Source organism: Companilactobacillus furfuricola, assembly GCF_003946325.1.
Lineage (GTDB): Bacteria > Bacillota > Bacilli > Lactobacillales > Lactobacillaceae > Companilactobacillus > Companilactobacillus furfuricola.
This window is the reverse complement of record NZ_RHNT01000009.1, coordinates 24,214-38,393: the sequence shown is the minus strand read 5'-3', so window position 1 is coordinate 38,393 and position 14,180 is coordinate 24,214. Positions and strand designations below refer to the sequence as shown.

Here is a 14,180-nt window from a genome sequence, read left to right as displayed (position 1 = left end):
AACAATACTTAGCTAAGTAATTATTTATAATATATACTATTAACAAATATATTTTGTTATACTTGATAAAAATAATCAGGAGGGTCCACTGGTGTTTAAAATTGATAACTTTTTAGCTTTTATAACTAATCAAAGCGGTAAAATTTTTTCAAAGAAGCTGGAAAAGGATCTGCGACCTTATGGAGTTACCCGTAGCCAGTGGATCGCGCTTTATTTCATTCACGAAACGCCTAAAATTACGCAAAAAGAATTGGCCGATAAAATGTCCATTAAAGAGCCAAGTATCGTTCGGCTGATTCAACGTTTGGAATCTGAAGGTCTCTTGAACCGAATTCAAGATGAAAATGACAAGCGTAACAAACAACTGCAATTGACCGAAAAAGGTGACGAAAAATGTTTGGACCTGTTACCTGTTGCAGAAGATTTCAAAAATCATACCGTGCAAGGGATCAGTGAACAAGACCTCGAAACTTGTATCAAAGTACTCAATCAAATGGTTGAAAATACCAAAAAGGACTAAAAATCAGAGAGCGGAAGTCGATGGTCTGCTGCTGAGGATTTAGGGACTGGCAGCATAAAGGTGTGGCGAAGCCGTGCCTGCTGACAGTTTCTAAACCGGAGGTCGCTATCGACTGGAGCTCGTCTCCACAGTAAAAAGCAGTCTATCAAAAAACGATAGACTGCTTTTACTTTGCTTTTAATAAAACTAAACATCGTGTCGATTGTGTTCCATTAATTGGGCTAACATTTCCCCGTTTCGACGTCCCTGATTGAGTTCAACCATTTCCCCGGTTGCGACGTATACAGTCCATTCGGCTAAGTTGACGATATGGTCACCGATCCTTTCTAGGAATCGATCGACCATCAAATAACTCGAACCCATTTTAGCGGTGATTTCACCATTCTGAATGGCATCGGTCACCACGGTCCTCGTCATAATGTACTTCTTATCGACATTTAAATCTTCTTTAGCAATTGATTTTGCTAAATCAACGTCATTTCTGACGTAAGAGTCCATTGCTTGCTCCAGCATTGTTCTGATTTGAGATGTCATATCAGCGATTCTCTGCTCAACGATCGGTAGCCGATGATCAGCTTCCCCTCGAATGGTTTCTTGCGCAATACTTACAGCGTGATCACCAATTCGTTCCAAGTCAGAGCTTGCTTTCAGAATAACCATGATAATTCGTAGATCTGTTGCCACAGGTTGTTGTAATGCAATGAAATCAAAAGCTTCTTTTTCAAGGTTAATTTCTTCACCATTTGTGTTTCGATCATCTTCGATTACTTCCTTAGCTAAATTATTATCATGCATGTTAAATGCTTTGGTTGCCTGATAAATTTGCTCACTTGTATTGATCCCCATCTGCATGAATTGACCGTGTAATCGATTCAATTCATTTGAAAATAACTTTCGCATTAGTTTTCCTCCGGAATAAAACCAACTCTCCGAAAAATTTCGGATTAACCAAAGGCACCAGCAATGTAATCTGCCGTGGCTGGCATTGTTGGATTCATAAAAATTTTGCTTGTCTTATCATATTCCACTACGTGTCCTAGATGGAAAAAGGCAGTGTAGTTACTAATACGTGTTGCCTGAGACATATTATGAGTAACGATAATGATAGTGTATTTCTGCTTTAATTCAGTCAAAGTGTCTTCGATCTTCGATGTTGAAATCGGATCTAAAGCACTGGCTGGTTCGTCTAATAATAAAATATTCGGCTGCATGGCAATTGAGCGAGCGATGCAAAGACGTTGTTGTTGCCCACCTGATAAGGAAAGTGCGCTCTTGTCGAGCTCATCTTTGACCTCATCCCACAATGCAGCTTCTTTTAAACTAGTTTCAAGACGTTCTTCCAAAAATTCTTTGTCCTTGAAACCATTACTCTTCAATCCGAATAAAATGTTTTCACGGATCGATTTAGCAAATGGATTTGGTCGTTGAAATACCATCCCGATCTGCTTTCTCACTTCGTAAACATTGACCTTTTTCGCATTGATGTCAGTTCCTTGATACATGATCTTACCTTCAACTCGAGCAATTTTGTCATTCATCCGATTGAGTGAGCGTAAATAAGTCGATTTCCCAGAACCAGAGGCTCCGATCAAAGAAGTGATCTGATTCTTAGGAAATTTAAGTGTGGCATCAAATATGGCATGATTGTCGCCATAGTAAACTTGTAAATTATCTGATGAGATCTCGATCTCATCTTCGATCGTAACGATCGATTTGTCCTCAAGATTATATGTTTTCATAATTCTACCTCGTTGCCGTCATCTTCTTGTAGAGCCAATTTCCGATGAAACGTGCTCCCAAATTGAATACTAAGATCACAATGATCAAGACCGCTGAAGATGCACTAGAAATCAAATGTGCATCAGGAGTGACACTTTCAGTATTAACTTTCCAAATATGAACGGCTAACGTTTCAGCAGGACGCATTGGATTTAAAAAACTTGCTGGATCAAAAATGTTCCAGTTACCATAATCGACTGATGGTGCACTTTGTCCGGCAGTGTAAATCAAGGCAGCAGCCTCACCAAAGACACGACCAGCACTCAAAATAACACCAGTCAAAATTCCTGGTAAAGCAACTGGCAAGATGATCCGCGTGATCGTCCGCCAATCGGACAATCCTAATGACATACCTGCTTGCTTTTGCAAATCAGAAACACTGTTCAGTGACTCTTCAATACTTCTGGTCAACAACGGTAAATTGAAAAATGTTAAAGCAATGGCACCAGATAAAATCGAGAAACTTAGGTTCAGTTGGATGACTAAGAATAAATATCCAAACAGACCAACAACTACTGATGGCAATGAGCTCAATACCTCGATCGTAGTTCTGATCAAATGTGTGACCCAATTATCTGCCGCATATTCAGCTAAATAAATACCAGCACCTAAAGCAATTGGGAACGAAATGATCAAAGTTAAGACCAATAGATAAAGTGAGTTGAACAACTGATCTCTAATACCACCACCGGCACTAAAAGCTTGTGCTGGCGATGTTAAAAATTGCCAAGAAATATTTGGTACACCATTGAATAAGATATAACCAATAAGAAATAACAGGATTAAAACAACGATGCCTACTAAGCCATAAATGACTCCCGTTGCGATATTATTTGTACGTTTTGGATTCATTTTTTAATACTGCCTTTCTTACCAATAAATCTAACAATCAAGTTGAAAAATAGTGACATGAATAACAAAATCAAAGCTAACGACCAAAGGGCGTTATTTGGTAATGTTCCCATAACAGTATTCCCCACATCTGTAGTCAATTTACTAGTCAAAGTAGAAGCTGGTGATACGAGTCCTTTTGGCATCAAAAGGGCATTTCCGATAACCATTTGTACAGCCAGAGCTTCCCCAAATGCACGAGCCATACCAAAAATTATCGCCGTCAATATTCCTGGTGCCGCCGTTCTTAAAATCACCTTGTAAATCGTTTGCCAACGGTTAGCACCCAGAGCTAACGAAGCTTGGCGATAACTGATCGGTACAGCTTTCAAACTATCAACTGATAGTGAAGTTATGGTTGGTAAGATCATAACGAATAACACGATCGTACCAGCTAAAATACCAAACCCAGTCCCCCCAAAAGTCTTTCTGATCAACGGAACTACAACAGATAATCCGATAAATCCATAGACAACTGAAGGAATACCAACTAACAATTCAATCACTGGTTGTAAGAATTTGGTCCCCTTTTTACCAGCAATTTCTGACATAAAGATAGCCATGCCTAGAGCAAACGGTGTTGCGACTAGTGCTGCCAGGATCGTAACGCTGAATGAAGTAACGATCATTGGCAAAGCACCGATCTCTGGGTTCCCATGAGCATCAACTGCCCCGGGATTCCAATTTACTCCTGTTAAAAATCCCCATAAATTAACATGATCTTTCGTAAAGGTTGCTAGACCTCGTGAAGTGATAAAGTACAAAATACAGGCCACTAATGCAATGATAAAACCAATGCAAATGTAACAAATGACTTTACCAAATCGATCTTCACGAGTTGCTTTTGAGTTTTGTAGCAACTTATTTTGAATCTCTTTCATTTGAATCCTCCAAATTAAATAAAAAAAAACCTCAACCAATTAGTTTGACAAAATCTCCCCCTAATTTGGTCAAAGTTTTTCGACTATTGATAACGACTACTTTTGTGTAACGTTACCCTTAGCGTCCTTTTGAACTTTCATATCATGAATACTGATGTAACCCATTTTCTTAACTAAACCATCTTGAACGTCTTTAGAATTCATGTACTTCAAGAAGTCTGCCGTAGCAGTCTTTGCCTTACCCTTTGTGTACATGTGTTCATATGACCAAATCTTCCATTTGTTTGAAGCAACATTTTCATCATTAGGTTTTACTTTGTCGATAGATAATGGTTTTACAGAATCATTTAAATATGAGAATGCTAAATAACTAATAGCACCTGGAGTTGATGAAACGATCTTTTGAACGGTACCGTTGGAATCTTGTTCTTGAGACTTCACAGCCTTGGCACCTTTAAGAACAGCATCTTCGAATGTTGCACGTGTACCTGAACCTTCAGCACGGTTAACAACTGTGATCTTCTCGTCCTTACCACCAACTTCCTTCCAGTTAGTGATCTTTCCTGTAAAGATCCCTTTAAGTTGTTCCATTGATACGTTATCCACACCAGCATCTTTATTTACAACTGGAGCCATACCAACAACGGCAACTTGGTGGTCTTCTAATTTACTTGCGTCGATACCTGATTTAGATTCAGCGAAAACATCAGAGTTACCAATGGCAACGGCACCATCTTGAACTTGGCTAAGACCTGTACCAGATCCACCACCTTGAACAGTAACGCTGATCTTCTTATTTTCATTTTGGAATTGACCAGCTGCCTTTTCAACTAATGGTTGAAGAGCAGTTGAACCAACTGCCGTGATCTTAGCAGCATGTTCACTAGCATCTGATTTACCATTTGTAGATGAAGCATTGTTTGAACCACAACCTGTTAAAACAGCACCAACAGCACCTAACATAACTAATGTTGAGAAGAAGTTTCTCTTTTTCATAAAATAGGACCCCTTAATAAATTTAATTAGCATAGCTAATCTTTAAGTCTGTCTATACTGTACTTGGTAAACGTAAATTTTTTGTATATTGAATGTAAATTAGTTGTAAATTTTATGTTACAGTTTCGCGCGTTTTTATAAATAATTGTATGTATTTTTTTGTATTTTCATATATTGAAAAACAATGTAAAATCCATGTGTTTACAGAGGACATTGTGACAATTCACTTGGTATACTTCTGGTAGATATTTATGTTCACTTAAAATCTATGTGGAGGTCAAATGAATAAATGAAACCCTTAGTTTTATTAAGCAACAACCTATCATTATTCATTGAGATCAATCGCCATTGTAATGATCAAGGCTGGTTCATCAGCAATATGACGGATCCGAACAAAACATTAGATTTAGTCCAAGAAGAAAGTGTCTCTGGTTTGATCTGGGATTTATCAGCTGCACCACTGAAACCAAATGAAAATGCCATCAAACTCATCCGAAAGCATATGGACGGACCGATCATGGTCTTCGCTCAAAAAGGCAATCAAGATGAGCGGATCAATTGTTATAAATTAAACATCGACGCTTACATGATCGAGCCTCTCGATTTCAAAGAATTAGTTGCCCGATTGAAACAGCTGATTTGGGTTTACAATCGCTCCAATAGTATTGCCGAAGAAATGAGCGATACCCAATCACCACGCAGTCGCAAAGAACATTCTTCTGTCAAATGTGACAAATTAGAAATCGACTTCAAACAATATCGAGTCACAAATGGTGGTGTTGATCTTGGTCTTACACCAAAAGAATTCAGTTTATTGTGGTATTTGATGAAACATCGTGGTCAAGTCCTCAGTCGTGAGCAACTACTCGAAGGTGTCTGGGGTTACGATACGATAGGCTCTTCACGTATCATCGATATCCACATCAGCCATTTACGGGATAAATTAGAAACCAATCCGCAAGATCCCACATGGATCAAGACTGTTCGTGGATTTGGGTATATCTTGGACAATTCATATCCATTAGTTGCAGAAAGTGTTTAGTGATTTTTCAAAAAATCATCACTAATATTTAGTAAACTATAATACTTATCTTCTCAAATTCATTTAAGATCAAAAAAAGTCCTAGAGCCGTGAAAAATCTGCTCTAGGACTTTTTTGATATAACATTTTCATTTTATTGGAGCTGTCCGAATTGCGTAACTTGCTCCTTGTCGCCATCTAATTCTTTAGTGACCGTGATCAAAGAAACGATGCTGTCTGGATAATGATTTTGGATATCCACCATTGTTGATGATCTAGGTAAGTTTTCGGAATCATCCAATAATAATTTTAAGAGGATCTCAGCATTTTCACGGGCATCTTTGATCGATTCGCCGTAGGTATTTGCGAGGGAAAGATCTGGGAATACAACGTTATATACGGTTTTTTCTTGATACTCATTTTTATTTAGTACTGCTGGGTAAGTTACTTTTTCCATCATAGTTATCACTCCACATAAATAATAAAGATTTTTGAATTACATTATTTATACATCATATTTATGAAGTGTGAATATTAGATTAAGCAAATTATTTTTGTATAAAACGAAGATTGTTTTTAACTTCGTTTCTTTCTTTTTCTCTTGAAGACTGATTTGTAATCATGGACCTCATCATACGAAAGTTCCCCGTTTACTCTTAAGACGCTTAAGATGCCGCGGAAAATTTGAACGAAATAATCGTAATCTTCACGATTCTCGTTTTTACGAACATAAGATTTCAAATCACGAACGCTCCAACGGCGGACAAACAAGAGACTGTCATTGTAAAGGTCGTCGAAAAAGAAGGTTACGTTGGCTACCAATTCAGGGAAATCTACATCTTTGGGAACTCTGATCTTGTCTCGCAACAACCACCATGTTAAGCCAATTTCTACTCCTTGAATGTGGACGGATTCAGCTTTTTCCATTGACCAGCGAAATCTTCCATGAGTGCTACGGTGTGGATAGTCGAAGTAGTTTTTCTGACGGTCTGGATCGACCAACTCGGCGACTGTTCTTAGTGTTTCTCGATTGCCTAATATGTCTAAATGCTTCTCGATCGGCATTTCCGACTTGTCAAAATCTACCACGCCAATGTAGTCGCCAGGCGCTTTGGTGCTATTTTTCTTGACCTTTTCTTCGTCGCTATAGCCTTTCATGACAAAGTCTTCATCCTGTAGCTTTTGTCCGAAATAATTCATACCATCTGCATCTGTCAGCTCTAGTTTGTGCTCTTCTTGTAAAGAATACACATAATTGTCCCATGCATTTTCGTCGTTTGGGTCTAAATCATCGTATAAGTAAAACCAAACGCGCTTTTCAAATGGAAAATTTTCTGGTTCTTCTGAAAGGTCGACCATCTCATCTTCACTTTCTCCTAATGCCTTTTGGTATACTTTGACCGTTTTTTTATTCAGCCAACCATTTTCAGCTACGAAATCTAAAAAACCAGATAAAACTGGGACTACTAGTTCATATTTTTCATGCATCAGTTCTGTTTCACAGATGAAAGTGGTAGTCAAAATTTTCTTGATCACTGCTGGCATCCACTCATCTGGCATTTGTCGAAAACGGTCGTAGGCTGCAGTTGACAAGGCCTGAACACATATTTTTAAGAAATCGCGGTCAACATCTTTTGGACGTTTTGACCAATATTTTTCATCTTGCTGAAATTTTATCATCCACTTACTCGTATCCAGAACTACCTGAATCGAGTCTGAACGTTGCCAACTTGGTAAATAATTATTTTTAAAAACGTCTTTTTGTTTGAATTTAGTTTTTTTAAAATCTAGGAAAGTACACTGCTTATCCAATTTCTCCACATATGATTGGAATTCTTTGGTGTTCAACTTCATTTGGCGATTTTTCGCCAAGAAAGCCATGAAAAAAATGGCTGTATCAGCGACGAACTGATCGGAGAAATTCTTTCCAGCATAATCCATCTCCATTGGATTGTGCCATTCCAAAAAATCATCCGTTTGCAAAATCGTCAAGTAAAAACAATCTAGTTGTGTCTCATCCCAAAATTTTGAATCATCTGGTAACACATCCAACGTAAAATCAACGATCTTTTCGATCATTTTTGCCGGATATTTTTTGAGTGGATCGTAAATAGGATCATCTTTGAACTGGGAAAAAATTTTGCTGCTATCAATTGTTTTTATCATAATTTACCCCTTATCTCATTGACTATATCTTAACGAACAAAGACAATTATCGAAACAATATTTTAGGAAAAAAAAACAAACCTGCTGTAAGGTTTGTTTTTTTTAATCTTATTTGTTGAACTCAGCTTTATAAAAGTTTCTAAATAACACTGCACTGATTGTGGCAACTGAAACACCGATTGCTGTAAGAATGGCTGTTGTTTTTGAGTCACTCGTTTGTGGCAAAGTACTGTTAGTCATACTTGGATTAGCTGAAGTTACGGATGAAGGCCAATCTGAAGTAGAACCATAAACACCACTGCCGTTAGTACCACTAGTTGCTGAGGCACCGGCAACACCAGATGATGTTGCATTAAATTTGAAGTTAACACTTTCAGTCGAGTTGAATCCTAAGTTTGAAACATCGATCGTCATTGTACATGGGATCAATTCATCCAAAGCACTCTTGCTTTGAACGTTAAAACTAAAGTCCATGAAATTCTTATTGCCATCAGAATAAGTCTTAGTATCGGCAGCGTTGATCGAACCACCATTGATCGAATCGATCGTTACAGGTTGCTCACCAAATGTTTTTGGATAAGTCAAAGTCATCATAACTTTGTAAGTACCATCATCATTTTTAGAAACCTTAGCTGTACCTGTAAAGAATTGCGTTGATACCGATTCACCTTGAGATGGATCAGCTTTCAATACTTGATAAGGAATCTCTTCTTCATCAGCAGAAGTCGATGAATCAGTCTTAACTTGATCACCGACCACAACGCTTGAACCTTCTTTAGAACTTGAAGAAGAAGTGCTGTCCTTAGCGTTTGAGTCTGAATCTTCACCTATTTGAGTAGGGATCAATTCATCATCTTTTTTTGCAGTATCTTTATCTTCAGTTGATGGTTTAGTATCTGAATCTTTATCATCACCAGATTCAACTGTCTTCAATGTATTCATATCAAACTTAAAGTCGGCTGTTTGGTTCATCAAACCTAACCCAGCAACTTTAATTTTCATCGTACTTTCGAGAGGGTTCTTCAAATCATTAACATCATCAATGTTGAAGCTAATGTCTTGATAATTCTTTGAATTTTCTTTGTATTCATCAGAATCAGTAACTTTTTTACCATCCATTGTCAAAATATCGACTGAAGCAATTGCAGGGATTTCCACTTGGATTGTTACTTTGTAAGTACCATCACTGTTTGGAGTGATCTTAGCAATCTTAGTGAAGTATTTACTTGAAATAGACGGTGTACTAGTACCCGTCTTGAGAACGTCAAATGTGATTGTTTGAAGTTTTGGTGTCTTGTCTGAAGCCTTGTTAGTTTGAGTTTCTTTGTCAGAAGTCTTTGCAGGTTCTTTAGCATCACCTTCGTCTTTGCCGGTAGCATCGTTGACTGCAGTTGAATTGTTGTTTCCTGTTGATGCTTCTGAATCAGTATCTGTTTGTTCGTTGTTGTTTGTTGTTTCTTCCGTCTTTGGATCTGACAATGTGCTCATATCAAACTTGAAATCGGCCGTTTGATGCATTGGATCCATTCCGGTAATGGTAATATCCATACTACTGTTGTAACCATTAGCCAACTCTGAAGGGTCACTAATGTTGAAACTAACATCTTGGTATGTACCTGAATCAGTCTTATAGGTATCTGAATCATTAACTGAATGGTCCCCCATCGTGTTGATCTTAACTGTGGCAATATCAGGAATATTCACTTTAATAGTTACTCTGTAAGTACCGTCATCGTTCTTTGTAACTTTAGCAGTTTGTACAAAATATTGTGTTGAATTGATGGATCAGTTGTTCCAGTTTTCAATACTGAGAAATCAATCGTTTGGGCATCCTTCAAATCATCATAATGCGTTGTAGCAATTTTAACTGGATCACCGACAACGACTTTAGTTCCATCTTCGGAAGAGTTGCTGTCTTCACCGATTTGTTGAGGGACCAATTCATCAGTATCTTCACCGATCTGTGTTGGATTCAATTCATCATCATAATCGTCGATATCAACATCTTGATCATCTTTGTTCGTATCAGGTTCAGGTTCTGGATCTTTTTCAGTATCAGTTGGAGTCTCATCCTTTGAGCTGTCGCTATCATCAGATTTGACTTCCTTTAAAGTATTCATATCAAACTTAAAATCAGCGGTTTGATTCATCAAGCCTAATCCCATAACTTGAATTTTCATACTACTATTTAATGGATTCTTTAAATCAGAAACGTCATTAATGTTAAAGCTGATATCTTGATAAGTACCTGAATCAGTCTTGTATTTATCAGAATCAGAAACCTTTTGACCACCCATAGTCAAAATATTTACTGAAGCGATAGTTGGGATACTTACTTGGATAGTAACCTTATAAGTACCATCACTGTTAGGTGTGATCTTAGCAGTTTTGTTGAAGTACTGACTTGAAATAGATGCATTATCAGTACCAGTCTTCAGAACATCAAAATCAATCGTTTGTTCCTTATCTGCGGTGGCAGCCTTGGCTGTTTGTGTTGTCGTAACTGGCGATAAAAGTCCGTCGTTAGCTACAGTAGCAGGTACAACCGCTCCCCCGAGCAACATACCTATGGCTAACAATCTAACAATGCTTTTCTTCATTGCAATGCCCCCTATAAAATGTATATGTTTATAATATCATATATTCATGGCTTATACTTATCATTTTATCATTTACGATAAACGTATTATTTGACCGATATCAAGCAACTTATTTTTGACAGGTATACCTGAAGTTATATACTATACTTATCACTTTTTTGGAGGCAATTTTTATGAAACAAGGAACACATATCCTTACTTTAGACAACGGCTATCACCTTTGGACTCACACAGCAGGCCAAGGCGACATCAAGCTACTATGTCTACACGGCGGACCCGGTGGTAACCACGAATACTGGGAAAACTTTGGTGACAAGTTAGCCGACTTAGGAGTCGAAGTAACCATGTACGACCAATTAGGATCATGGTACTCAGACACACCGGACTATAGCGACCCAGAAATTGCTAAAAAATACTTAACATATGACTACTTCCTAGAAGAAGTCGAAGAAGTCCGCCAAAAATTAGGCCTAGACAACTTCTACTTAATCGGACAATCATGGGGTGGCGCATTAGTCCAAATGTACGCTGCAAAATACGGACAACACCTAAAGGGAGCCATCATCTCCAGCATGGTCGACGAAATCGACGACTACGTAAAAAGCATCAACCAATGCCGAATGGACGCCTTAGGCCCAGACAAAGTTAAATACATGGAACAAAAAGAAGCCGAAAACGACTTAGAAGACGCCACATACCAAAGCTACGTCGACGTACTAAATGCCGAATACATCGACAGAAGACAACCAACAGCCATCAGACATCTAGTAAACACATCAAACACAGACGTCTACGGAGCCTTCCAAGGAAACAACGAATTCGTCATCACCGGAAAACTAAAAGACTGGCACTTCAGAAAACACCTAAAAGAAATCACAGTACCAACCTTACTAACATTCGGTGAACACGAAAGCATGCCGATCTCAACAGCCAAAATCATGCAAAAAGAAATCCCACACGCAAGATTAGAAACAACGCCAAATGGTGGGCACCACCACATGATCGACAACCCAGATGTCTACTTCGCACATCTAGAAAAATTCATCAAAGACGTAGAAAACAACAACTTCAATGACTAATAAAAATAGTGTATAAAACAAAGAAAACCGGAAAATACCAAGGACAAAAGTCCAAAAGTATCTTCCGGTTTTTTCATACAAAAAAATAAGAAATACAACCATCCAAATTCACAAAAAGCCAGGCGAGAGTGCGAGGAACAAGCACGCAAGCCAGAAATAAATAAAAACAGAAAAATTCAAAAATCAGATCAAGGCAAGAGTGCGAGAATCGAGCACGCGAGCCAGAAGTGAAAGCAAGAGAACAAAAATGATATCCACTCTTATCTAACCAACAAAACAAAGAAAATCAAAAACGACAATGTACTAGTAATCAAAAATGAGCGGAGCAAAGTCCCGCGAACCGAGAAAAGAGTCAGTACTCTAGAAAGAGAATATATCCAAACAAGAAAAGGAAGCTCCTACTCCCCACCAGAATAGATAAAGCCTGAGATAGACATGTGAGAAATAGGACGCGCAAACAGTGCCAATTTGCAGAAAATAAATCGGTAAAACTCAAACCAAGGGGGGGATATAGTCCCTATCTAGACGGAGGGGCCCGGGGATACAGCCCTCAGTGGTGAAATTTCTCTTGGCGACGAAGGAGCTTAGAGGAAGGTGCAGTTTTGAAACAAGCGAGCGCACTTTGCTCGATTGGTTCAAAATGTGCCCACCACGTTCCAGCGTCTGTATCCCCGGGCCCCGGAGTCGGCATTGAACGTACCAACCAAACTACTACCTCAACACCCCAGCTAACCAAACAAACTAACAGAACACAACAAAGTAAAACGCCTCTGTCTGCCATAGCTCTCTTACATCTTTAGCCAACCTGACTAGTACCATCAGCATAATTCAGCGTAACCCCACTCTGAACATTAAAAATATAAACATTAAAATGCACAGCATCGTCCCCAACAGACTGAGCCTCCATCTGCACACCACGTGCCAACAGCTCATTCCCACGGAACACAGGAGTAACCCGATAACGAACAAATCGATCAGAACCACCCTTCAAATAATAAGCCACGTCCATCTCATGCGCCTGCATCTCAGGACTATTCAAAGAAGCTGTCCCCGTCATCAAATTCTTCATATTATTATTCTGCCCAGTAAACTGATACCCGATCAAATGACTACGATTATAAAGCCAGCCACCCTTAATCCGCTTATTATGCCAACCAGTAGGACTAATAAACAACCGTTCCCGCTTAGCAGAAGGCATCAACGACTTATTCAACAAAGCATTAGCCGCAGTGACCCGATTCAACCCATCCAAGTCACCATAAGATTGCCAAGCCCCATTAGCCGTACTAAGATCACTCTGACTAAACTGTGGATCATTATTATTCACAGTAATTTGCTGTTTTCCTGCGTAATCTAATTGTGCCAGGTCAGAAACAGTACTATTCGAACTAGTCGAACCACTCGTCGACTGATCAGAGTGCTTACTAATATATTCCCGGTTCTCTTCCAACCTCTTTTGTTTGGACGCAATTTGTTTCTTCAGCTTCTTATTGCTCTTAATTAACTTATGAGCCTTACTTTGAAACTCCACTTGATCGTTATTTTGTCCTGCATCAACATTTGTATCGACCGCTGTCCCAGCAAAAAGTAAAACACCAAATATTAGGACAATTATCGCTTTAAATTGTTTTTTCATTATTGTTTAGCCTTCCTATATCCAGCATTGATCGCTTCTTGTTCCGACGAAAAATACACAGCATTTTTCGACTTCATGCTGTAACCACGTTGACCCGGCATATGATAAACGTGCGAGTTGACATTGCCAATGATGTATTGCGAATCTCCACCTTGGATCGTGTCATCATTAGAGCTATTCGTATCATTATTCGTTGACTGAGTTTGATCGGAATTTGCTTCGTCAGCAACTGTCGATTCCTGAGCATCTTCTTTTTGCTCAAGCTCTTTTCTCTGCTGCTCGGTTTCTGCCAGCTCCTTATCCAACTGTTCATTAGTAGCAACTAATTGTTGATGCTCCTTTTTAGCTTGGTTATAGTCCTTCTTTGAAATCTGTTCTGTCTTATCCGTAGCAGAATTATTGGAATCAGTTTCTTCATCACTACAGCCAGCTAGTGTTAATGTTGTCAGTAAAATCAGCGCACTACTGACTAGTAATGGCTTTAATCTGACAATTTTGAAATGACGATCGATCGCGACGACTGCCGCAATGATGACCACCATTATCGCTATTAAATACATATTCATCCCCCTTAAATTCAAATTAATTTTATCCAAATCTATGAAACATAC

15 protein-coding genes are annotated in these 14,180 nt (G+C 38.6%); 3 read left to right on the top strand and 12 right to left on the bottom strand.

What is annotated here, in order from left to right:
• Nucleotides 1-91 precede the first annotated feature (91 nt).
• Nucleotides 92-520, top strand: a complete 429-nt coding sequence (locus tag EKM78_RS04545; RefSeq protein ID WP_125769826.1) for a MarR family winged helix-turn-helix transcriptional regulator — start codon at nt 92-94, stop codon at nt 518-520.
• A gap of 186 nt (nt 521-706) precedes the next feature.
• Here EKM78_RS04545 and phoU read toward each other — a convergent pair whose 3' ends face one another.
• The 5 genes from phoU to EKM78_RS04520 form a co-directional block, all read right to left on the bottom strand.
• The gene (gene phoU / locus EKM78_RS04540) at nt 707-1,420 is read right to left on the bottom strand and encodes a phosphate signaling complex protein PhoU (protein ID WP_125769824.1); all 714 of its coding nucleotides are present in this window, start codon (nt 1,418-1,420) and stop codon (nt 707-709) included.
• Between the two features lie 44 nt (nt 1,421-1,464).
• Complete coding sequence (pstB, locus tag EKM78_RS04535; RefSeq protein WP_125769822.1) at nt 1,465-2,259, bottom strand: phosphate ABC transporter ATP-binding protein PstB; 795 nt, start codon at nt 2,257-2,259, stop codon at nt 1,465-1,467.
• Between the two features lie 4 nt (nt 2,260-2,263).
• Nucleotides 2,264-3,151, bottom strand: a complete 888-nt coding sequence (gene pstA, locus EKM78_RS04530) for a phosphate ABC transporter permease PstA (protein WP_125769820.1) — start codon at nt 3,149-3,151, stop codon at nt 2,264-2,266.
• The gene (gene pstC, locus EKM78_RS04525) at nt 3,148-4,071 is read right to left on the bottom strand and encodes a phosphate ABC transporter permease subunit PstC (protein ID WP_125769818.1); all 924 of its coding nucleotides are present in this window, start codon (nt 4,069-4,071) and stop codon (nt 3,148-3,150) included. The genes pstA and pstC overlap by 4 nt, the downstream gene beginning before the upstream one ends.
• A 96-nt stretch (nt 4,072-4,167) precedes the next feature.
• Entirely contained in the window at nt 4,168-5,067 is a 900-nt protein-coding gene (locus tag EKM78_RS04520; protein WP_125769816.1) for a phosphate ABC transporter substrate-binding protein PstS family protein, read from the bottom strand.
• Between the two features lie 289 nt (nt 5,068-5,356).
• On the opposite strand from EKM78_RS04520, the gene EKM78_RS04515 reads away from it, so the two are divergent.
• Nucleotides 5,357-6,109: a winged helix-turn-helix transcriptional regulator gene (locus EKM78_RS04515; protein WP_125769813.1), complete on the top strand. Its 753-nt coding sequence runs from the start codon at nt 5,357-5,359 to the stop codon at nt 6,107-6,109.
• A gap of 133 nt (nt 6,110-6,242) precedes the next feature.
• On the opposite strand, the gene EKM78_RS04510 is transcribed toward EKM78_RS04515, so the two are convergent.
• The 4 genes from EKM78_RS04510 to EKM78_RS04495 all read right to left on the bottom strand — a co-directional run bounded on the left by EKM78_RS04510 (nt 6,243) and on the right by EKM78_RS04495 (nt 10,854).
• Nucleotides 6,243-6,548 (bottom strand): type II toxin-antitoxin system HicB family antitoxin, encoded by a 306-nt coding sequence (locus tag EKM78_RS04510; protein ID WP_125769811.1) that lies wholly within the window; start codon nt 6,546-6,548, stop codon nt 6,243-6,245.
• Nucleotides 6,549-6,664: 116 nt separating this feature from the next.
• Entirely contained in the window at nt 6,665-8,254 is a 1,590-nt protein-coding gene (locus tag EKM78_RS04505; RefSeq protein WP_125769810.1) for a hypothetical protein, read from the bottom strand.
• Nucleotides 8,255-8,362: 108 nt separating this feature from the next.
• Nucleotides 8,363-9,958 (bottom strand): hypothetical protein, encoded by a 1,596-nt coding sequence (locus tag EKM78_RS04500; RefSeq protein WP_125769808.1) that lies wholly within the window; start codon nt 9,956-9,958, stop codon nt 8,363-8,365.
• Nucleotides 9,959-9,966: 8 nt separating this feature from the next.
• Nucleotides 9,967-10,854: an NEAT domain-containing protein gene (locus EKM78_RS04495; RefSeq protein WP_125769806.1), complete on the bottom strand. Its 888-nt coding sequence runs from the start codon at nt 10,852-10,854 to the stop codon at nt 9,967-9,969.
• 173 nt (nt 10,855-11,027) lie between these two features.
• Between EKM78_RS04495 and EKM78_RS04490 the strand changes: the two genes are divergently transcribed.
• On the top strand, nt 11,028-11,933 hold the full coding sequence (locus EKM78_RS04490) for a proline-specific peptidase family protein (RefSeq protein ID WP_125769804.1): 906 nt from the start codon (nt 11,028-11,030) through the stop codon (nt 11,931-11,933).
• A gap of 550 nt (nt 11,934-12,483) precedes the next feature.
• Here the strand turns inward: EKM78_RS04490 and EKM78_RS12545 are convergent.
• Genes EKM78_RS12545 through EKM78_RS04480 form a run of 3 tightly spaced genes read right to left on the bottom strand, consistent with a single transcriptional unit; the run spans nt 12,484 to nt 14,129 of the window.
• A complete protein-coding gene (locus EKM78_RS12545; RefSeq protein WP_211334331.1) occupies nt 12,484-12,714 on the bottom strand; it encodes a hypothetical protein in 231 nt (76 codons plus the stop codon).
• 15 nt (nt 12,715-12,729) lie between these two features.
• Nucleotides 12,730-13,569 carry a DNA/RNA non-specific endonuclease gene (locus tag EKM78_RS04485; RefSeq protein ID WP_125769802.1) on the bottom strand — a complete coding sequence of 280 codons (840 nt, stop codon included), beginning with the start codon at nt 13,567-13,569 and terminating at the stop codon, nt 12,730-12,732.
• The gene (locus EKM78_RS04480; RefSeq protein ID WP_125769800.1) at nt 13,569-14,129 is read right to left on the bottom strand and encodes a sunset domain-containing protein; all 561 of its coding nucleotides are present in this window, start codon (nt 14,127-14,129) and stop codon (nt 13,569-13,571) included. Before EKM78_RS04480 ends, EKM78_RS04485 begins: the two co-directional genes overlap by 1 nt.
• Nucleotides 14,130-14,180: the final 51 nt, after the last annotated feature.